At 43.2% G+C, this 18,457-nt stretch carries 19 protein-coding genes and 2 tRNA genes; 12 read left to right on the top strand and 9 right to left on the bottom strand.

All coding sequences use genetic code 11. The features are described 5' to 3' along the window. The first annotated feature begins 8 nt into the window (after positions 1-8). The 7 genes from HMPREF9420_RS14190 (at position 9) to HMPREF9420_RS13155 (ending at position 4,565) form a co-directional block, all read left to right on the top strand. Positions 9-158, top strand: coding sequence for a hypothetical protein (locus HMPREF9420_RS14190; protein ID WP_007134675.1), 150 nt, complete (start codon positions 9-11; stop codon positions 156-158). After that, entirely contained in the window at positions 155-658 is a 504-nt protein-coding gene (locus HMPREF9420_RS06315) for a CYTH domain-containing protein (RefSeq protein WP_007134674.1), read from the top strand. Before HMPREF9420_RS14190 ends, HMPREF9420_RS06315 begins: the two co-directional genes overlap by 4 nt. Positions 659-662: 4 nt before the next feature. Next, a complete protein-coding gene (locus HMPREF9420_RS06310) occupies positions 663-1,019 on the top strand; it encodes an MmcQ/YjbR family DNA-binding protein (protein ID WP_007134673.1) in 357 nt (118 codons plus the stop codon). Positions 1,020-1,172: 153 nt separating this feature from the next. Next, complete coding sequence (locus HMPREF9420_RS06305; RefSeq protein WP_007134672.1) at positions 1,173-2,531, top strand: sodium-dependent transporter; 1,359 nt, start codon at positions 1,173-1,175, stop codon at positions 2,529-2,531. A 143-nt stretch (positions 2,532-2,674) separates the two neighbouring features. Beyond that, positions 2,675-3,568: a helix-hairpin-helix domain-containing protein gene (locus HMPREF9420_RS06300; RefSeq protein WP_007134671.1), complete on the top strand. Its 894-nt coding sequence runs from the start codon at positions 2,675-2,677 to the stop codon at positions 3,566-3,568. A gap of 11 nt (positions 3,569-3,579) precedes the next feature. Beyond that, a complete protein-coding gene (locus HMPREF9420_RS06295) occupies positions 3,580-4,053 on the top strand; it encodes a DUF4252 domain-containing protein (protein WP_007134670.1) in 474 nt (157 codons plus the stop codon). Positions 4,054-4,421: 368 nt separating this feature from the next. Further along, positions 4,422-4,565: a hypothetical protein gene (locus HMPREF9420_RS13155; protein WP_248628080.1), complete on the top strand. Its 144-nt coding sequence runs from the start codon at positions 4,422-4,424 to the stop codon at positions 4,563-4,565. 448 nt (positions 4,566-5,013) lie between these two features. Here HMPREF9420_RS13155 and HMPREF9420_RS06290 read toward each other — a convergent pair whose 3' ends face one another. The 5 genes from HMPREF9420_RS06290 to folP all read right to left on the bottom strand — a co-directional run bounded on the left by HMPREF9420_RS06290 (position 5,014) and on the right by folP (position 10,619). After that, positions 5,014-6,057 (bottom strand): sugar kinase, encoded by a 1,044-nt coding sequence (locus tag HMPREF9420_RS06290; RefSeq protein WP_007134668.1) that lies wholly within the window; start codon positions 6,055-6,057, stop codon positions 5,014-5,016. A gap of 219 nt (positions 6,058-6,276) precedes the next feature. Further along, positions 6,277-7,476: an acetate kinase gene (locus tag HMPREF9420_RS06285; RefSeq protein WP_007134666.1), complete on the bottom strand. Its 1,200-nt coding sequence runs from the start codon at positions 7,474-7,476 to the stop codon at positions 6,277-6,279. 260 nt (positions 7,477-7,736) lie between these two features. Beyond that, the gene (gene pta, locus HMPREF9420_RS06280; RefSeq protein WP_007134664.1) at positions 7,737-8,759 is read right to left on the bottom strand and encodes a phosphate acetyltransferase; all 1,023 of its coding nucleotides are present in this window, start codon (positions 8,757-8,759) and stop codon (positions 7,737-7,739) included. Positions 8,760-8,884: 125 nt separating this feature from the next. Beyond that, entirely contained in the window at positions 8,885-9,661 is a 777-nt protein-coding gene (gene cdaA / locus HMPREF9420_RS06275; RefSeq protein ID WP_007134663.1) for a diadenylate cyclase CdaA, read from the bottom strand. 103 nt (positions 9,662-9,764) lie between these two features. Continuing rightward, positions 9,765-10,619 carry a dihydropteroate synthase gene (gene folP / locus HMPREF9420_RS06270; protein WP_007134662.1) on the bottom strand — a complete coding sequence of 285 codons (855 nt, stop codon included), beginning with the start codon at positions 10,617-10,619 and terminating at the stop codon, positions 9,765-9,767. 260 nt (positions 10,620-10,879) lie between these two features. On the opposite strand from folP, the gene HMPREF9420_RS06265 reads away from it, so the two are divergent. Then, positions 10,880-12,196, top strand: coding sequence for a UDP-N-acetylmuramoyl-tripeptide--D-alanyl-D-alanine ligase (locus HMPREF9420_RS06265; protein WP_044078805.1), 1,317 nt, complete (start codon positions 10,880-10,882; stop codon positions 12,194-12,196). 719 nt (positions 12,197-12,915) lie between these two features. Here HMPREF9420_RS06265 and HMPREF9420_RS06255 read toward each other — a convergent pair. After that, positions 12,916-12,988: transfer RNA gene (locus tag HMPREF9420_RS06255), tRNA-Phe, on the bottom strand. Positions 12,989-13,110: 122 nt separating this feature from the next. On the opposite strand from HMPREF9420_RS06255, the gene HMPREF9420_RS06250 reads away from it, so the two are divergent. The 4 genes from HMPREF9420_RS06250 to HMPREF9420_RS06235 all read left to right on the top strand — a co-directional run bounded on the left by HMPREF9420_RS06250 (position 13,111) and on the right by HMPREF9420_RS06235 (position 15,821). Next, positions 13,111-13,183 (top strand) — tRNA-Pro (locus HMPREF9420_RS06250). Between the two features lie 219 nt (positions 13,184-13,402). Next, positions 13,403-13,723: a metal-sulfur cluster assembly factor gene (locus tag HMPREF9420_RS06245; protein ID WP_044078804.1), complete on the top strand. Its 321-nt coding sequence runs from the start codon at positions 13,403-13,405 to the stop codon at positions 13,721-13,723. Beyond that, complete coding sequence (locus tag HMPREF9420_RS06240) at positions 13,724-14,491, top strand: UDP-2,3-diacylglucosamine diphosphatase (RefSeq protein ID WP_007134657.1); 768 nt, start codon at positions 13,724-13,726, stop codon at positions 14,489-14,491. Positions 14,492-14,588: 97 nt separating this feature from the next. After that, positions 14,589-15,821 (top strand): alpha/beta hydrolase, encoded by a 1,233-nt coding sequence (locus HMPREF9420_RS06235; RefSeq protein WP_007134656.1) that lies wholly within the window; start codon positions 14,589-14,591, stop codon positions 15,819-15,821. 46 nt (positions 15,822-15,867) lie between these two features. Here HMPREF9420_RS06235 and radC read toward each other — a convergent pair whose 3' ends face one another. The 3 genes from radC to efp all read right to left on the bottom strand — a co-directional run bounded on the left by radC (position 15,868) and on the right by efp (position 18,370). Then, positions 15,868-16,572 carry a RadC family protein gene (gene radC / locus HMPREF9420_RS06230; protein WP_007134655.1) on the bottom strand — a complete coding sequence of 235 codons (705 nt, stop codon included), beginning with the start codon at positions 16,570-16,572 and terminating at the stop codon, positions 15,868-15,870. Positions 16,573-16,675: 103 nt separating this feature from the next. Continuing rightward, positions 16,676-17,725, bottom strand: coding sequence for a glycosyltransferase family 2 protein (locus HMPREF9420_RS06225; protein ID WP_007134654.1), 1,050 nt, complete (start codon positions 17,723-17,725; stop codon positions 16,676-16,678). A gap of 78 nt (positions 17,726-17,803) precedes the next feature. Next, positions 17,804-18,370, bottom strand: a complete 567-nt coding sequence (gene efp / locus HMPREF9420_RS06220) for an elongation factor P (protein WP_007134653.1) — start codon at positions 18,368-18,370, stop codon at positions 17,804-17,806. Positions 18,371-18,457 lie beyond the last annotated feature (87 nt).

Here is an 18,457-nt window from a genome sequence, read left to right as displayed (position 1 = left end):
CCTAAACTATGAGCAGTAACAAAGCGTTAAGAAAGGCTAAGCATGAAGCCTATGAAAAGAAACAGGAAGCTAAAGGCAAGAATGTCGTGAACTATATCTTTGTTGGTTTGATTGTCCTTGCAGTCTTATATCTCGTCTTTATGGTTGCCATGCAATGAGCAGTGGATTGGAAATAGAACGCAAATTCCTTGTAAAGAAAGGCTGGGCATATAGAGATCAGGCTTTCAACTGTACGCATATAAAGCAAGGTTACATTCCCGCTGACGGGGCAACTGTACGTATTCGTCAGCGCGATGACCATGCTTTTCTGACCATCAAGGGTCGTTCTACGAATCATGGTCTATCTCGTTATGAGTTCGAAAAAGAGATATCACCTGACGAAGCCGAGCATCTCATGACGCTTTGCAAGGGTGGTGTCATCGATAAACACCGCTATTTAGTCAAAAGTGGCAGTCATACTTTCGAAATAGATGAGTTTCATGGCGACAACGAAGGACTCGTTATGGCTGAAGTGGAGCTGCAAAATGAGGCTGAACCTTATGAAAAACCCGATTTCATCGGTATGGAAGTAACAGGCGACAAACGTTTCTACAACTCCCATATGCTGCGGTTTCCTTTCAAATTATGGCGCAACACGCTACCTGAAGAATATCGATAAACCTATGAACATCGAAGAAATACGCACATTCGCACTGTCACTTCACCCCGAAGTTACCGAGGATTTGTTTACCGAAACCGCGCTTTCCATCCGCATACATGGCAAATGGTTCGTGCTCATCCGGCTCGAAACAGACGAGCCGAACATAGCCGTCAACATGCAACCCGATGTGGCTCGTGAACTGAGAGAACGCTATGATGCCATCCGCCCGGCCTATCATATGAATAAAGAACATTGGAGCGACCTCTTCGTCGAACGCCTTGACGACGGCTTAATCAAGCAACTCATCCGCCAATCGTATACAAATATTGTTCAGAAACTGCCTAAGAAATATCATGCTTCACTTGCACTCAATCCTTAACATCCTACACTTCGTAATATAAAGAAATTATAATAATAAGCGGGTTAAACGCAGTATATCAACACGATAATTGTAAATTACCTTTTAAAATAATACTGATTTTGAAATATTTTTTATAGTTTTGCTTTCAAAATATCATCAAAATGAGATGTAATGGCAGAAGAAAGAGTAAACTTCGGAAGTAAGATTGGTGTTATACTTGCCACAGCTGGTTCAGCCGTTGGCCTTGGAAATATTTGGCGTTTCCCCTATATGACGGGAGAAAATGGCGGTGCTGCCTTCATACTTATATATGTAGCTTGCGTCTTTATCTTAGGTATTCCTTGCATGATTGGTGAGTTCTTGATAGGTAGACACGGTGCTTCTAACACAGCAAGAGCCTATACTCGTCTCGCAAAAGGAAGCAATTGGAGGTGGATAGGCTACTTAGAAGTGCTCACGGGTTTCCTCATAACGGGTTACTATGCCGTTGTATCGGGCTGGTGTCTCAACTATATTTACGCCTCTATCATGGGCGAATTAAAAGGCGATCCAGCCTATATCACCTCATATTTCACGGCATTTTCAAACGATCCTATACGTCCCGTCTTTTGGACTATCGTTATCTTTGGCATCACACATTTTATCATTGTACATGGCGTTCGCAATGGAATTGAGAAGGCTTCTAAGCTGATGATGCCCACACTTTTTATCCTTTTGCTCGTCATTGTCGTTGCAGCGTGTCTGCTTCCAGGTGCAACTAAGGGCATAGACTTCTTGTTTAAGCCCGACTTTTCAAAGGTAACGCGTGATGTTTTCCTTGGTGCCTTGGGCCAATGTTTTTATTCTTTGAGCATCGGCATGGGCTGTTTGTGCACCTATGCAAGTTATTTCAGCCGACAAACCAATATCAAAACCTCGGCGATTCAAATTGGATTAATCGATCTTCTCGTAGCCATCTTGGCGGGATTAATGATATTTCCTGCTGCCTTTTCAGTCGGAATAAGTCCCGATAGTGGCCCTTCGCTCATCTTTATCACCCTTCCCAATGTGTTTAATCAGGCATTTTTAAGCATTCCTGTCATCGGATGGGGTGTTGCTTTGCTGTTCTATGCATTGTTATCTCTGGCAGCTTTGACCTCATTAATATCCCTTCATGAGGTCAACACGGTCTTCTTTTATGAAGAACTCCACATCACTCGCAAAGCTGGTGCATGGATAGTGACGATTGCTTGCTGTCTGATTGGTGCAATATGTTCAATATCTATCGGGCAAAAATCAAGCATGTCACTCTTTGGAATGGACCTCTTCGATCTCTTCGACTTTGTTACTGGCCAGCTGATGCTACCTATTTGTGGCCTGTTAATGTGTCTTTTTGTGGGCTGGGTTATACCTAAACAGATTGTGAAAGACGAACTTTCAAACTGGGGAACACTGCGTTTCAGCTTCTATAAGCTGTTTCTCTTCACCATGCGCTTTGTTTGTCCACTTTGCATTCTGGCAATTATGTTGCACCAGTTTCATCTTATCTAATTGATAGCATCCCTGTTTATATGTTCTCATTCCCTGCTGATAACACTACGAAACCTGGCTAAACCCAACGCCATAGCGGCTGGTTGGGGCCTTGGTTACCATATCATCATCACCTTAATACACCTTTAACGTTTACTGATTCCATGAACATTCACGACTTTTTGTATTATAATAAGTCTGACCGCAATACGATTTTAGTGTTGCTTGGCATAGCTGTTGCGGCCCTTTTAGTTTGTTTTCTGTTCGACAATAACGACGAAACATTGAGCGAAGGCTATACACAAACTCAGCAATTCCCGCAGAAACATTTTTCAAAAAACCAGTCTTCATCTTATTATGATGTAGAAACGCACCCGCATGAACTATTTCCTTTCGATCCAAACACGGCCGATAGTACGGCTCTTTTGCGTCTTGGCTTGCAGCCATGGCAGGTAAGAGCCATCTACAAATACCGCGCTCGAGGAGGAGTTTATCGTCAACCTTCAGACTTTGCACGCCTTTATGGACTGACGCAACAACGCTATCGGCAACTTAAACCCTATATACGCATAGGACAAGATTACCAACCTGCCGCTCTGTTACCTGAGGCACAACGACGCAAAACAACAGTAGATAGCCTTTATCCTCACACAATACAGAAGTTAAAATTGGGCGAAACCATAGATCTTAATACGGCCGACACAACCCTATTGCAGCGTGTTCCCGGTATCGGACACTATTATGCGCAGCGCATTGTGTATTATCGTGGCCGGCTTGGAGGCTTCAATGACGTCAATCAATTACAGGAAATAAATGGTTTTCCGACCGAAGCTATAAAATATTTCAAGGCAGATTGCGTTCATATTACAAAGCTAAATGTAAACCGAATGACGTTTTCCGACCTGCAACATCATCCTTACATAGGCTTTTATCGGGCTCGCGACATCATGGATTATCGGCGACTTCGAGGACCATTACGAAGCATTAATGACCTCAAACTGCTGAAAAGCTTTACGCCAGAAGCCATTGATCGCTTGCGTGCTTATGTCGTATTTTAAATTAAAAAGAAATGAAAAGATGGTTAATGTTGGCCTTGGTAGCCTTCACTTGTAGTGTAATGTTCGCTCAAAACAATACAGACGAACTCATCAGTCAATATAGTAAAGATAAGCATGTGCAGTATCTCCGTGTGCCACAATTCCTACTTAAAGCAGCATTAACAAAGTTAAAGAGTGCCGATGCCATTGAACTCGCACAGCAAGTAAAAGGGGTTCGCGTTCTGATGCTCGACAATTGTGGTCGTCATAAGCGTAATTCTTTCCGCAAAGATGTTAATAACTTGCTCACAAAAGGCTATCAAGAGTTTGCTAAACTCAAGGATGCCGACAACGACATTCTTGTGCTTGCAAAGGGTGACGAGAAGCTCATCACGGAGATAGGTGTATTGATGACGGGCGAGAAAGGCTGTAAATTCGCACAGATAACGGGTGAAATGAACCCCAAAGATATTAGTGCCATGGTCGAAACGGTCATGGATATGTAGGATATTACGGATGTAGCAAGCACGCAACGCCGTAGGTGTTACACCAATATTCCATTGAATGTATCCGCCAATAGGGATGTTATAACCATGCAACGTTATGGATATGATGTCAATATTTTAATAGATGTATCCGTCAATGGGGATGTTATAACCATGCAATGTTATGGATATGGTGTCAATATTTCAATGGATGTATTCGCCAATGGGGATGTTACAACCATGTAACGTTATGGATATGGTGTCAATATTTTAATAGATGTATCCGCCAATGGGGATGTTACAACCATACAACGCTATAGGTGTTACGCTAATATTTCGATGGATGTATTCGCCATTGCGAATGTTATAACCATGTAACGCCGTATGTATTGCGCCGGTATTCCAATGAAGTATTTTGCAATAAAAATGCCCTCATGGTGCAACGCCGTAGGTGTTGTTCTTTTGATAGCCCGGAGTTGGCGAGGAACGAGCCTACCCCGGGTAAACGTTCGCAAGGAGATTCAACGCCATAGGTGTTGAGCTTTTTCTGTGAAAGCATGGTTATAACGAGGAGATTCATGGCGGATTACGCTTAGAAAGCGTAATACCTACGGCGTTGAAACGTTTATTCCATAAAATGATTGATATTTACACACAAATTAACAAATGGCGGATTGCACCGAAAAAGCACAACACCTATGGCGTTGAAGAATATTATTCATCATACAAAATGCGTCATTTTATGCAACCATCTGCGTCATTTCGCGGCACAATTTGCGTCATTTCATCGTATAAAACAAGGCTAATTACACGACTATTTGCATCAATTCATTTTGCTTTTTATTATCAGCAATGGCGCCACCTCTAATTAACCTTCAAACAACCCCTTCTATTTCCACGACTAACTACTCCCCTCTCTCTTCGGAGAGGGGCTGGGGGAGAGGCTTTATTTCCCTCCAATTACCCCTCACTCTCATTCAATCAGCGTTCTATTCTCCCACCTTTACCTTGCATGTTTGCTATGATTTCCGCCTCACTCACAAGGTTTTGGTCACCGATTATCGTGTTCTTTAATGCCGAAGCTGATAGGGCAAAGTCGAGACAATGCTGGTCGTCATCAGGCCATTTCAGTCGGGCATGGATGAAAGCAGCCACAAACGCATCACCACATCCCATAGGGTCGACGACAGGTTGAATGTCATAGAGGCGTGTTTTGTAGAGTTTTCCTTCCGAAAAGAGTACACCTGTGAGGATGTGATGCGTCGAAGCAAGTTGGTTTCTCAGTGCAATCAGCATGCGTTTGCAGTTTGGAAACTGACGTTTTAATTGGTGAAAGTAGTCGAGATAGGCAGCTTCGTCAATCTCATAGTCAGCATCTTGTGCTTCAAAAGGAATGTGTTTGAGACCACTTCCGACTTCCCATTCGTTCTGATCACCAAAGATAAAGCTGCTGTATTCCATGAGTTTATGGATGGTTTTTGCCGCATTTGCCCCCTCATAATGCCATAGATTGGCTCGATAGTTGATGTCACATGTAATCTCAACGCCCATGCTTTTAGCCGTCTCTAAGGCATCAAACGTGGTGTCAAGTGCATCTTTACTCATGGCACAAGTGATGCCCGAGCAGTGGAAAAGCATGGCATTTTGGAAGATGGGTTGCCAGTCGATATCTCCATGTTTGAGTGTAAAGAACGAGCTGTTTGCCCGATCATAGACGACCATTGAATTGCGCATAGCGGCTGCAGGCTCAAAGAAATAACTGCCAAGTCGGTCACCTCCGTAAACAACGTGGCTGACATCAAGGCCAAACTCGCGTAGGTGCATGAGGGCAGCACGGCCTATTGCGTTGTCAGGAACACGCGTAACATATTCCACTTCGTCGTTCATGACGGCCAAAGATACGGCAACATTGGCCTCGGAACCACCGTAATCGCCATTGAAGACGTGGCCTTGTGTCAGTCGATAATGGTTTTCTTTCGACAAACGAAATAGGATTTCTCCGAAGGTTACTATCTTTTTATTCATGTATTAATTGGCTTTTACAAAATATTTTAGGTCAACAAATAGGATGTTTTGGAACAAAAAAAGGGAACAATATCAAAAGATTGTCATGCCGGATAAGGCAGAAACACACATGTTTCGTGCTATACAAGAGCATGAAATGACTGACATTCCGAGCGAATGTCTTTGCTTTTGATATTGTTCCTCTATCATATCGTGTCATCAGACACGTCAAACGAGCCTTTATTTCTTAATCAGTTCTTTTGTGTCTCGTGCGATAACGATTTCTTCATCCGTAGGAACGACAACCACTTTCACCTTACTATCAGGTGTAGAGATAATGGCTTCTTCTCCATGAATGGTAGCATTCTTAGCCTCATCAATCTTGATTCCCATGAACTCTAAGCCTTTACAAGCTTGTGCTCTGGTGCCCGTTTGGTTCTCACCAACGCCAGCTGTGAACACCACTACATCGACTCCGCCTAATGCAGCGGCATAAGCGCCGATGTATTTCTTAATGCGATAGTCATACATTTTCAGTGCTAACTGCGCACGTTTATTGCCTTCTTTCGCTGCGTTTTCAATGTCGCGCATGTCACTTGAGATACCCGTTATGCCGATAACACCACTCTTTTTATTGAGATAGTCACACATTTCTTGTGGCTTTTTGCCCAATTTGTCCATGAGATAGGTAACAGCTGATGGGTCAATATCACCGCAACGAGTTCCCATCATCAGGCCTTCGAGGGGGGTAAGTCCCATTGAAGTATCGACTACTTTGCCGTTAGTGATGGCAGCAACACTGGCTCCATTGCCGATGTGGCAAGTGATAATCTTTGCCTTATTGAAGTCAAGTCCGAGCATTTCACATACGCGATGCGAGACATATCGATGGCTTGTACCATGAAATCCATAGCGACGCACATGGTAGTTTTCATAGAGATCATAAGGTATAGCGTATAGATATGCGTAGTCAGGCATGGTGCTATGGAACGCATTATCAAAGACACAAACCTGTGGAGTGTTAGGCATAAGCTCATTAACTGCACGGATTCCTTTCAAGTGTCCAGCGTTATGAACGGGTGCAAGGTCGCAAAGCTCTTCGATATCTTTCTCTACTTGCTTCGTGAGAATAACGCTCTTGTCGTATTTGTCACCTCCCTGCACGATGCGATGTCCTACGGCTTCGATGTCATCGAGGCTCTTAATTGCTCCGAATTCGGGGTCAAGTAGGCAGTTAAATACTAAGCTTACGCCTTCCTTATGTGTGGGAAGGTCGGCCATAATCTGCTTCTTCTCACCATTAGGTAACTTCACTTTGATGAACGCTTTGTCTAAACCGATGCGCTCAACTCCGCCTTGTGCCAACACAGACTCATTGTCCATGTCGTAGAGTTTGTACTTAATCGAACTGCTTCCGGAGTTTAATACTAAGATCTTCATAATGAATATGTTGAATAATTAATTTTGAATGTGGGGTAAAACAAGGGTAGTTGGTTGAATGTAGACTGTAGGTTTGCGATGAAGGTTGAATGTTTTAATAACCAAAACAGCACGCATTGATTCAATGGTTTGTTTCAGATAATCATGTAATAGATTTAACATTTTTGAATTTTCATTGATAAACGATACAACGATTCATGGGTCATTGCTCGTTTATCAATAAGGATTCTCCGTGCGAAACTTTTCAGTTGTCTGTCACTTTACTTTTCGTTTGCCTTTGCTTCTTGGGCTTGACATGCCGTGATAGCAACCATATAATAGATGTCTTCGATTGAACATCCACGACTAAGGTCATTAACTGGGCGTGCAATTCCTTGGAGAATAGGACCTATTGCGATTGCATCTCCGAGACGTTGAACAAGCTTATAGCCGATGTTTCCTACCTCAAGATTAGGAACAATGAGTACGTTGGCATGACCAGCGATGTCGCTTTCTGGTGCTTTCTTTGCGGCAACATCAGGTACAAGCGCTGCATCGGCCTGAAGTTCTCCGTCAATCAATAAGTTAGGATCAAGCTCATGAGCGAGCTTTGTAGCTTCAACCACCTTGTCAACTACCTCATGTGAGGCGCTGCCTTTAGTCGAAAAGCTCAACATTGCCACGCGTGGTTGTGTGAAGCCGGCAACGCTTTTAGCTGTCTCTGCGGTACAAACTGCAATCTGAGCTAACTGACTTGCATCGGGAACGGGCGTCACAGCAACGTCTCCAATGACTACAACACCATCCTCGCCATATTGCTTTTGTTTCGTGATTAATAGCAAACCACCGCTCACACAGCTAATACCTGGCGCACATTTAATAATCTGTAACGCCGGACGTAGCGTGTCTCCGGTCGTACTTAAGGCTCCACTGATCTGGCCATCTGCACCTTCTGTCTTGATAATCATACAGCCTAAGTAGAGATTATTCTTAGTAACCAGCTCGCGAGCTTGGTCTAATGTCATACCTTTTTTCTTGCGAAGTTCGGCCAGTTTCTCGGCATATTCCTCGCTCTTTGGATTGTTCTGGGGGTCAAGAATGGTTGCTTTGTCGATGTTTTTCAATTCCCATTGTGTTGCCAACTCCTTGATATGGGCAGGGTTTCCAATTAAAATCAGCTCAGCGATTCCGTCAGCTAACACTCTATCGGCAGCCTTCAGAGTGCGCTCTTCCTCTGCTTCGGGGAGCACAATGCGCTGCTTTTCTGCCTTAGCGCGCGCCACAATTTGCTGTAATAAATCCATAGTTTGCTATATTTTCGATAAATATTTAGAGTTATTTCGATAGTGATAATTGTCACTTCTACTTTGCAAAAATAGCAAAAATAAATGAAATAGTGTGGCTGTATAGGCTAAAAAAGCCTAAAAAATCACTCAAGTTCGTTCGTCAATATACTTTCAAGTTCTTCTGCCGAAAGTCTAAGTTTGAACTGACCCTTTATGGCTACGCTGATGCGTCCAGTCTCTTCACTTACTACAATGGCTATAGCGTCGCTGTCTTGGCTTATTCCCATTGCCGCACGATGACGCAAACCAAGTTCTTTTGGGATATCAAAGTTGTGACTAACGGGTAGGATACAGCCTGCAGCTTTAATGCGTTTGCGAGATATTATCATAGCCCCGTCGTGCAAAGGAGAGTTCTTAAAGAAGATGTTTTCAATGAGTCTTTGGTTTATATTGGCGTCAATAGTATCGCCCGTTTCAACGATATCATCAAGTGGAGCGCTTCGTTCGATGACAATTAATGCCCCAACTTTGCCCTTAGCCATATTCATACAAGCCATTACAATCGGCATAATCATCTGACGAGTTGCCTCGCGACTCTTCCCATCCCGACGCTGTCCAAAGAACCGGCTGAGTTGTTTAATGCGCTGATGTGCACCGAGTGAGTAGAGGAAACGACGGATTTCTTCTTGGAAAAGCACTATCAAGGCGATGGCACCCACGCCAACTAACTTATCAAGTATAGACCCAAGGAGGCGCATTTCGAGTACTTGACTCACGAAAAGCCATACCAACACGAACACCATCACACCGATAAAGATGTTCAATGAGCGGCTTTCTTTCATCAAACGATATAGATAATAGAGAATCAATGCAACCAAAAAGATATCGATTACATCTTTTATTCCGAAGCTAAAAGGCATTGTTTATATATTTAATGTATAGTGTTTACTGTATAATTTGATTCTACATTTGAGACTGAATGACTGATTTTTTCTCTTCTTTGCCTACTTTTCTACGCATTAACTATGGCAGTTGAATCTTTGAAGGCGACTGAATTGCCGACACAATCTTTACTGATTCTACGGCTTCTTGCACGTCATGAACGCGCAGAATGCCTGCACCTTTAAGCAAAGCTGCCGTGTTGAGCACAGTCGTTCCATTCAAGGCGGTTGTCGGATCACCCCCAACGAGTTTATAAATCATTGTCTTTCGCGAGATACCTACAAGCAAAGGAAGTTGTAAAGTGCCTAATCTTTCCATGTCATTATATATCTCATAGTTCTGTTGAAGCGTCTTTCCGAAGCCGAAACCTGGGTCAAGTATGATGTCTTTTACACCGCGATTGCGCAGTTGTTGCACCTCATCTGCAAACGAAATCATCATGTCATGAAGGTTTGATTTGACAGACATCAGGATATAGGGAACTTTTAACTGTCCGATGATGTCAAACATATTTTCGGCTTCATGGATAGGCGTGTTGACGATACCCGTAACTCCTCCCTCACTCACATCATTGATAATATCAGCTCCCCAGTCTTCAATGCAGTGACGAGCTACGTTGGGTCGGTAGGTATCTACAGACACAACAGCGTCTGGTTGCTCACGTCTCACAACCTGCAATGCAGCTTTCAGTCGTGCCATCTCTTCCTCTTCACTCACCTCTTTGGCTCCCGGGCGCGTAGAAAATGCACCAACATCAATCATCGTTCCACCTTCTTGAATAATCTGATTGGCGCGTTCGGCAATGTCATGTTCGGTTTGTTTGCGACTGCCCACATAGAAACTATCGGGTGTGCAGTTGAGGATTCCCATCACTTTTGGCGTGGCGAGATCTATCAATTTGCCTCTAATGTTGAGGGTATAGCTTATTGGTTTCATATTGTGCAAAGTTATTATATTTCATGTTATAATCCAAATTAAATCATGGTCTAACCGCAATTCATTAACATTATATAGAAAAGCATTCGATGAAAAGGCTGCATGCACAATGCTTTTTTATTGCTTTTGTTATGCCATTACCATTGAAAGGCTGCCTCATAGCGATGTCATGATACTTAAATATATTGTCAATTATTTGGCGACTCCGATGGTTCATATTCAAAAAAAGCGTAACTTTGCAGTGTAACATCATTGATTCTATGGATATAAAAGAACTCTATGACCTCTATCTGCAGCATCCTTGTATCACTACGGATAGTCGAAACTGCCCCAAAGACAGTATTTTTTTAGCGTTGAAAGGTGCTTCTTTCGATGGCAATAAGTTTGCAAAAGCAGCATTGGAAAAGGGTTGTGCCTATGCCATTATAGACGAACCAGCTTATGCTGAGGCCGATAATGACCGACTGATTCTTGTAGACGATTGCCTCAAAACATTCAAAGAGATTGCTCGTGAGCATCGTCGCAGCTTTCAAATCCCAGTGATTGGCATTACAGGTACTAACGGAAAGACAACTACCAAAGAGCTTGTTTCTGCTGTTTTAGCCGAGCGTTATCGCGTGATGCACACCGAAGGAAACTTCAATAACGATGTAGGCGTTCCTAAAACACTGTTGCGTCTTGATGCAACGCATGAGATAGCAGTGGTCGAAATGGGTGCAAGTCATCCGGGAGATATAGAGAAACTCGTCACGTATGTAGAGCCAACATGCGGTATGATTACGAATGTTGGTCGGGCACACCTGTTGGGTTTCGGTAGCTTTGAAGGCGTAAAGCGAACCAAAGGCGAACTTTATGACTACTTGAAAGCCCATGATGGACTGCTGTTTCTCAACGAAAGTAATGCTGATCTCGTAGAGATGGCACGCCAGCGTGAAATGAATCGCATCATGACCTATGGGCAAAGTGACGATGCAAACGTGCAAGGCGAGGTCTTAGATTGTGCTCCTTTCCTGAGGTTTACATGGAGAAATATGGCCACAACGGAATCAAAGGTGCGTACTTATGACGTTCAAACCCACCTGATTGGTGCCTATAACATCGACAATATGCTTGCAGCTATCACGATAGGACTGCATTTCGGTGTTACGCCTGAACAGATAAACCACGCTCTTTCGCACTATATTCCAGCCAATAACCGCAGTCAATTGGAGGTAACGGCAAAGAATAAACTCATTGTTGACGCCTATAATGCAAACCCATCAAGCATGGCTGCCGCAGTCGAAAACTTCAAATTGATGAATGTGGAGCATAAAATGGCTATCTTGGGAGATATGCGTGAGCTTGGAGAAGTATCGGCTTTGGAACATCAAAAGCTTGTAGATAAGCTTGCAGAAGATGGATTTAAGGAGGTGTGGCTTGTCGGAGAGGAGTTTGGAAAGACACAAACGGCCTTCCGAAAGTTTAAGAATGTCGATGAGGTGAAAGCCGAAATCGCCGCGCATTGCCCTGAAAACTACTACATATTGATAAAGGGTAGCAATGGAATTAAACTCTTTGAATTGCCCGAATTGCTCTAAATGACTTTATAGCGTGTTGGTCATCATGTGTGATGAAGGCTTGTAACCTAAGATTGTTGCATGGTCTTTGACCTGTATGCTATATGAATCTATTTTATGCCTCCCTCTTTTCTGTTGAAAGGAGGGAGGCATTTGATTTCTTTTTACAATCTCATGCGCAAAACTCGTAGATTTGAAACGAGATAGGTTTTCGGTTGAAATACGCCGTGTTTTTCGCCATTTTCTAACCTGTTGAGAATGAAAGGGTTATGAAAAATCAGCCGGAAGGTGGTGAGGTTAAGCCCTGGATATATTACGAAAAGGCGCAAATCAGCTTACATTTTGCCCCATTTCAGAGTGCAATTTGATATGTTTGACTCGGCCATTTGATGCAAATGGTGAGCTGATTTGATAGAAGTTGCGATACACCTATACATAATTTACCTGTAAGTTGGGTGGATTTAACACCATAAAGGCTGTTTTTCTCCTTTACCTTTTCTAAATGGGCATGGAATGAAGTGTTAAATTTTGGATAATAATCTTCACATAGTTGCTGGGTCAGGTCCTTTGCTTTTGCTTCCAAGTGGAGGATGGATGTAAAGCGAATTTGTGCTGTTGATCGCAAGTTTTTCGGTGAAGTGCGATATGTTTACATCGAAAGCGTCTTATTTGTTGAGGCAAAGGAAAAGAGAAAGCCGCTTGTCTCAGCTGAGTACAAACGGCTTAATGAAAGGAGGAAGTGGTACCACCAGGAATCGAACCGGGGACACAAGGATTTTCAGTCCTTTGCTCTACCAACTGAGCTATGGCACCTTTACTTCTTGATTTGCGTCTGCAAAGGTAGTTTTTTTTCTGTAAACACACAAATTTTTCAATCAAAAAATATCATAGTTGCAGATTTTTGTGTAACTTTGCACGTGCAAATTGCAAGGTTACGGGATTTAGCGCAGTTGGTAGCGCACTACGTTCGGGACGTAGGGGTCGGGCGTTCGAGTCGCCTAATCCCGACACTTTTAGAGGAGAGGAAAGCGAAAAGGCTTTCCCTTTTTTGTTTTATTATGGCGAGAGTAGGAGGCCAAGGGTTGGCGAATAACGCCGTTTTGTCTTGTTATCTTATTCATCAGAGCGGCCAGTTTCAAGCTGGTTTATTCGTTTTCTGTATTTTTCTATGCGCTAACTCCTTTTGTTTCATTTTATTTACTATCTTTGCAATATAAACAAAATGATATGACACAAGAAGAAAAAACACAGATAGAAGAGCGTATAGTCGATGTATTGAAAACCGTTTATGACCCAGAAATACCTGTGAATATATGGGATTTGGGCATGATTTACAAGATAGATGTAAAGGAAGACGGCAGTGTTGACCTCGACATGACATTCACAGCACCGAATTGTCCGGCGGCAGATTTCATCTTGGAAGACGTCAGAACAAAGGTTGATAGCGTTGAAGGCGTGACCTCAGCAAACGTGAATTTAGTGTTCGAACCAGCCTGGGATCAGAGCATGATGACTGAAGAGGCGCGCGTAGAATTAGGATTTGACTAAATGGGAAAGAACATTTATTTCTTGAGTGACGCCCATTTGGGCTCATTGGCGATAGCACATGGCCGTACGCAAGAGCGTCGGTTGGTGCGTTTTCTCGATAGTATCAAGGACAAAGCTTCGGCAATTTACCTGCTCGGAGATATGTTTGACTTTTGGGATGAGTATCGTTATGTTGTGCCAAAAGGCTTCACTCGTTTCCTCGGAAAGCTCAGTGAACTCACTGATAGTGGGGTAGAGGTACACTTTTTTACAGGAAATCACGACCTGTGGACATACGGTTATCTGGAAGAAGAGTGTGGCGTTATGGTGCATAAAGCCCCTGTTACGACTGAGATTTACGGCAAAGTGTTCTATTTAGCCCATGGAGATGGGCTGGGAGATCCTGATAACAAGTTTAAGTTTCTGCGCAAAGTGTTCCACAATCGTACGTGCCAACGTCTTCTAAACTTTGTTCATCCACGTTGGGGAATGGCTTTAGGTTTGAACTGGGCTAAGCATAGTCGTTTGAAGAGAGCAGACGGAAAAGAAGCTCCTTTCATGGGAGAAGACAAGGAATATCTTGTGAGATTTGCTCGTGAATACAAACATTCTCATCCCAATATCGACTTCTTTCTCTTTGGACATCGGCACATAGAGCTCGACCTTCCCATTGATAAAACGACACGGATGCTGATTCTTGGTGATTGGATTTGGCAGTTTACGTATGCTGTTTTCGATGGAGAACATCTGTTTTTGGGTGAATATGTGGAGGGCGAATCAAAGTTCTGACGGCTAAAGTTGAACTTTTAGAGTGCTCTGTTTGTATAGAACTTTATCGTGTTGATAGGGTGGTTTCAGCGGTATTTATTTGTAATTAAACTTTAATATGATGAAGAAGACGCTTCTCATGCTTTGTTTTTTATGCTCGTTTTTCGGTGTTTCAGCCCAGCATGCCATGGATGGTGTGTGGACAGGCAAGCTGAATGTCGGGCCGCAGACATTGACTCTCGTGTTGCATGTGGCTCATGAGGCTTCGGGAAATGCGGTGTGTTCGCTCGACAGTCCAGACCAAGGAGCCATGAATGTACCTGTAAAGAGCGATTATTGCTCGGCAGATTCTATCAATATCAGCCTTGAACAGTTAGGCCTTAGCTATCAAGGCAGGTTGAAAGGTGACGAGATTGTCGGAACGTTTACGCAGGGGGCGACGTTTCCATTGACGTTGAAGCGTGGCGAAGAAACGTTGAAGCGTCCGCAAAATCCAGTGGAACCATTCCCTTATAAGACAGAAAAAGTGACGTTTACAAATGCTACTGATAAGGCAACGCTTGCTGGAACACTGTCGTATCCAACAGATTATAAGAAGGGAAAAACACCCGTTGTGTTGATGGTTACAGGCAGTGGACAAGAAAACCGCGATGAGGAAGTCTTCGGACATAAGCCATTTCTCGTGATAGCCGATTATTTAGCACGGCATGGTGTGGCCTCTTTGCGCTACGATGATCGTGGTTTTGGCAAGTCAACAGGGGGCGATGTGAAGCATGCAACGACAGCTGATTTCGCGCGGGATGCTGCAAGTGGCATTGAATTTCTACGCACATTAAAGTGCTTTAGCAAAGTAGGTGTGCTCGGACATAGTGAAGGTGGCTCGATAGCCTTCATGCTTGGTGCGAAAGGAAAGGTTGACTTTGTCATCAGTATGGCTGGAATTGGAGTGCGAGGTGATACTGCACTCACGGCACAGGCCAACAGATTGCTGGAACTCTCGGGGCAACCGATGCGATTATCTACCTTGCAATACCGTGTGAATGCCTATATGAAGAAGTCTCCTTGGCTGAATTTCTTCATGGATTATGACCCTTCCGGCGATATAACTAAAACGCTTTGTCCTGTCATGGCCATAAATGGTGAGCGTGATGTTCAGGTGATTTCATCGCTTAACCTTATTGGGATTAAGGGTCATCTGACTGAAAATCCGAAGAATTTTGTTAAGGAATATCCGGCTCTTAATCATCTTTTCCAGCATTGTACGACAGGAAATGTGTCGGAATATCGCATGATAGAAGAAACTATTTCTCCTGAGGTGCTGGAAGATATCGTTCGTTTTATCAAGCAATAACAAACTCGAAAAGAAATATTCCTTTGTTTTTGGAGTATAGAATAGTTTATAGTCTTCCACTGTCATGATATGAATAATAGGTGCCATCTGTAACGATAACATGATCAAGAAAATAGATTCTGACGGCTTCGCAGGCTTTCTTTACGCGCTGAGTTAATTGATCATCGGACTTGCTTGGCTGTATATGATTGCTCGGATGGTTATGGGCTAAGACGAGAACAGTGGCATTACAGAGTAAGGCTTCTTTGAGAATAACGCGCACATCGACTGCTGTTTCGGTGATTCCTCCATGACTAATGGCCATGGCCTTAATGAGTTTATAATGCTGATTGAGTAGCATTATCCAGGCTTCTTCTACATCTAAGTCCTGCATTCGTGGGTGAAGATACTCATAAATGGCTTTAGAGGAGTCGATAGATGTACGTTCTTGTGCCTTTTCCATGGCTCTTCGCTTCCCTAATTCGCATGCTGCGAGGATAGAAATAGCCTTTGCTGGTCCTACTCCTTTATATTGTTCTAACTCACGAATGCTTAGTTTTCCGAGGGTGTTTAGATTGTTATTGCAATCTATCAAGATGCGTTTCATCAGGTCAACAGCACTCTCTTTTTGTGTGCCGCTACCGATAAGGATTCCTAAAAGCTCGGCATTGCTCAAAGCAGATGGGCCAAGTCGCTCAAGCTTTTCACGTGGTCGGTCTTCTTTTGCCCAATTAACAATACTCTTATAGGTGTTGTTTAATTCTGTTTCCATGGTTATTTTATTTAGGTTTTCTCACCTTTTTAAAAGGTGATATAGTGTGATAGGTAGAACCTTTTGTAGTTGGTTCCCTCCTAAGAAAGACAGGTTGAGGCGCTTATTTATAGAAGTTCTTCTCGTAAGCACTAAAGATATCTTTGCCTAAAACACAGCGTTTCCACCATGCTTCGAGGAAACCGCAACCGTAACCTGTAAGTTGTATGAAGGCAGCGGCTATACTTAATATTCCTATTTTCGCACTATTGTTCTTGGAAGTAGCGTCAGCAAAGATTAAGAAACTATAGAGAATGAGCGGTTGGAGAGCAAGAATCGAAAGCCCAAGACCTGTTGCTTGTGGCATGCCTGCCGGTAAAACAAAGAATAAGATGATGCCTAAGAGGAATAGAAAGGCAAGGAATGCACAGCCCAAAGTAAACACCATAGGAAGCAAGTGGACAAGTTTTAGGCTGTCAGGATACTTCTTATAGAGGTTGATACGTGCGATTCCGCTGTTATATACCTGTCTCCAGAACTTGCGAAAGTCAGTTCTTCGTTTGTGCCATACCCATGCTTTAGGAAATAATCTGCATGAATAGCCTGCCTTAAAGATACGGATACTGAAGTCGATATCCTCTCCGAAGCGCATCTTACTGAAGCCCCCGAGTGTCTCATATACATCGCGTCGGATGCCCATATTAAACGAACGAGGATAAAACTTGTCTAATTTCTTCTTGCCACCACGTATACCTCCTGTCGTGAAAAAGCTTGTCATGGCATACGAAATGGCTTTTTGTTTGTCGGTAAAAGACTCGTGTGCGCAGTCAGGACCACCGAAAGCATCCGCAGGTTCGCGCCTTAACTCGTCTTCAATTGCAGCGAGATAGCGCGTAGGAAGCACCACATCACTATCGAGAATCAATAGATATTCGCCCGTAGAATGAGCCGCTCCGTAGTTCCGACTCTGCCCCGGTCCGCTGTTATCTTTCATGAAATACTTAATATCAAGACGCTCTTTGTATTGTCTGCACACAGCTTCGCATGTGACTTTTGAACCATCTTCGACGATGATTACTTCGAAATCATGAAACGTTTGCATGGTGAGACTCTCCAAGAGTTCAGCCACTTCGTCGGGTCGATTGAATACAGGAACGATGATAGAGTATTTCATAGTAGTAATAATTTAATAGAAATGAAAAAGCCTACCCGCGGATTTCACGCAGATAGACTTGTGTAGTCATAATATCTTTTATTCTGAAATACGACCTAAATAGCTACCATCGCGGGTGTCAACCTGGATAGTTTCTCCTTCGTTTATAAAGAGAGGAACGCGGATTTCAACTCCCGTTTCCAGAGTAGCAGGCTTAGTTGCGTTTGTAGCTGTATTGCCTTTGATGCCTGGTTCGCTATGAGTAACCTTCAAAGTAGTCTTTACTGGCATCTCAGCAGAAAGGATAGTGCCGTCTGTTGTGTCTGTAACAACGTCAACAATGTCGCTTTCTTTCATGAACTCTACACCCGTAATTTGGTCTTTATTGATTGGAATCTGCTCGAAAGTCTCTTGATTCATGAAGATGTATCCAGTCGGATCTTCATACAAATACTGGTAAGGACGGTGCTCAACTCGAACGTCATCAAGCTTAAAACCGACTTGGAATGTGCGCTCAAGTACGCGTCCATCGGCAACGTTTTTCAGCTTTGTGTTCATTACAGTGTTGCCTTTCCCGGGCTTACGGTGCTGAAAGTCGATGCACTTCCAAATGCCTCCGTCCATTCGGATGCATGTACCAATTTTGATTTCCTGTGAATTAATCATTGTTATTGAATTGAATGTTTATTGTTATCTCTTTGAAAAACGAATCCAGAATGCCTGAATTCTACGCATGCAAAGTTACTATATTTT

The sequence above is a fragment of the Segatella salivae DSM 15606 genome, from assembly GCF_000185845.1.
GTDB classification, from domain to species: Bacteria; Bacteroidota; Bacteroidia; order Bacteroidales; family Bacteroidaceae; genus Prevotella; species Prevotella salivae.
The sequence above is the reverse complement of the archived record's forward strand: the minus strand, read 5'-3'. Positions and strand labels throughout refer to the sequence as shown.

Excerpts from the sequence above, each read along its gene's own strand:
- HMPREF9420_RS14190 (WP_007134675.1), top strand. The coding sequence starts at position 9 with ATGAGCAGTAACAAAGCGTTAAGAAAGGCTAAGCATGAAGCCTATGAA.
- HMPREF9420_RS06315 (WP_007134674.1), top strand. The coding sequence starts at position 155 with ATGAGCAGTGGATTGGAAATAGAACGCAAATTCCTTGTAAAGAAAGGC.
- HMPREF9420_RS06310 (WP_007134673.1), top strand. The coding sequence starts at position 663 with ATGAACATCGAAGAAATACGCACATTCGCACTGTCACTTCACCCCGAA.
- HMPREF9420_RS06305 (WP_007134672.1), top strand. The coding sequence starts at position 1,173 with ATGGCAGAAGAAAGAGTAAACTTCGGAAGTAAGATTGGTGTTATACTT.
- HMPREF9420_RS06300 (WP_007134671.1), top strand. The coding sequence starts at position 2,675 with ATGAACATTCACGACTTTTTGTATTATAATAAGTCTGACCGCAATACG.
- HMPREF9420_RS06295 (WP_007134670.1), top strand. The coding sequence starts at position 3,580 with ATGAAAAGATGGTTAATGTTGGCCTTGGTAGCCTTCACTTGTAGTGTA.
- HMPREF9420_RS06290 (WP_007134668.1), bottom strand. The coding sequence starts at position 6,057 with ATGAATAAAAAGATAGTAACCTTCGGAGAAATCCTATTTCGTTTGTCG.
- HMPREF9420_RS06285 (WP_007134666.1), bottom strand. The coding sequence starts at position 7,476 with ATGAAGATCTTAGTATTAAACTCCGGAAGCAGTTCGATTAAGTACAAA.
- pta (WP_007134664.1), bottom strand. The coding sequence starts at position 8,759 with ATGGATTTATTACAGCAAATTGTGGCGCGCGCTAAGGCAGAAAAGCAG.
- cdaA (WP_007134663.1), bottom strand. The coding sequence starts at position 9,661 with ATGCCTTTTAGCTTCGGAATAAAAGATGTAATCGATATCTTTTTGGTT.
- folP (WP_007134662.1), bottom strand. The coding sequence starts at position 10,619 with ATGAAACCAATAAGCTATACCCTCAACATTAGAGGCAAATTGATAGAT.
- HMPREF9420_RS06265 (WP_044078805.1), top strand. The coding sequence starts at position 10,880 with ATGGATATAAAAGAACTCTATGACCTCTATCTGCAGCATCCTTGTATC.
- HMPREF9420_RS06245 (WP_044078804.1), top strand. The coding sequence starts at position 13,403 with ATGACACAAGAAGAAAAAACACAGATAGAAGAGCGTATAGTCGATGTA.
- HMPREF9420_RS06240 (WP_007134657.1), top strand. The coding sequence starts at position 13,724 with ATGGGAAAGAACATTTATTTCTTGAGTGACGCCCATTTGGGCTCATTG.
- HMPREF9420_RS06235 (WP_007134656.1), top strand. The coding sequence starts at position 14,589 with ATGATGAAGAAGACGCTTCTCATGCTTTGTTTTTTATGCTCGTTTTTC.
- radC (WP_007134655.1), bottom strand. The coding sequence starts at position 16,572 with ATGGAAACAGAATTAAACAACACCTATAAGAGTATTGTTAATTGGGCA.
- HMPREF9420_RS06225 (WP_007134654.1), bottom strand. The coding sequence starts at position 17,725 with ATGAAATACTCTATCATCGTTCCTGTATTCAATCGACCCGACGAAGTG.
- efp (WP_007134653.1), bottom strand. The coding sequence starts at position 18,370 with ATGATTAATTCACAGGAAATCAAAATTGGTACATGCATCCGAATGGAC.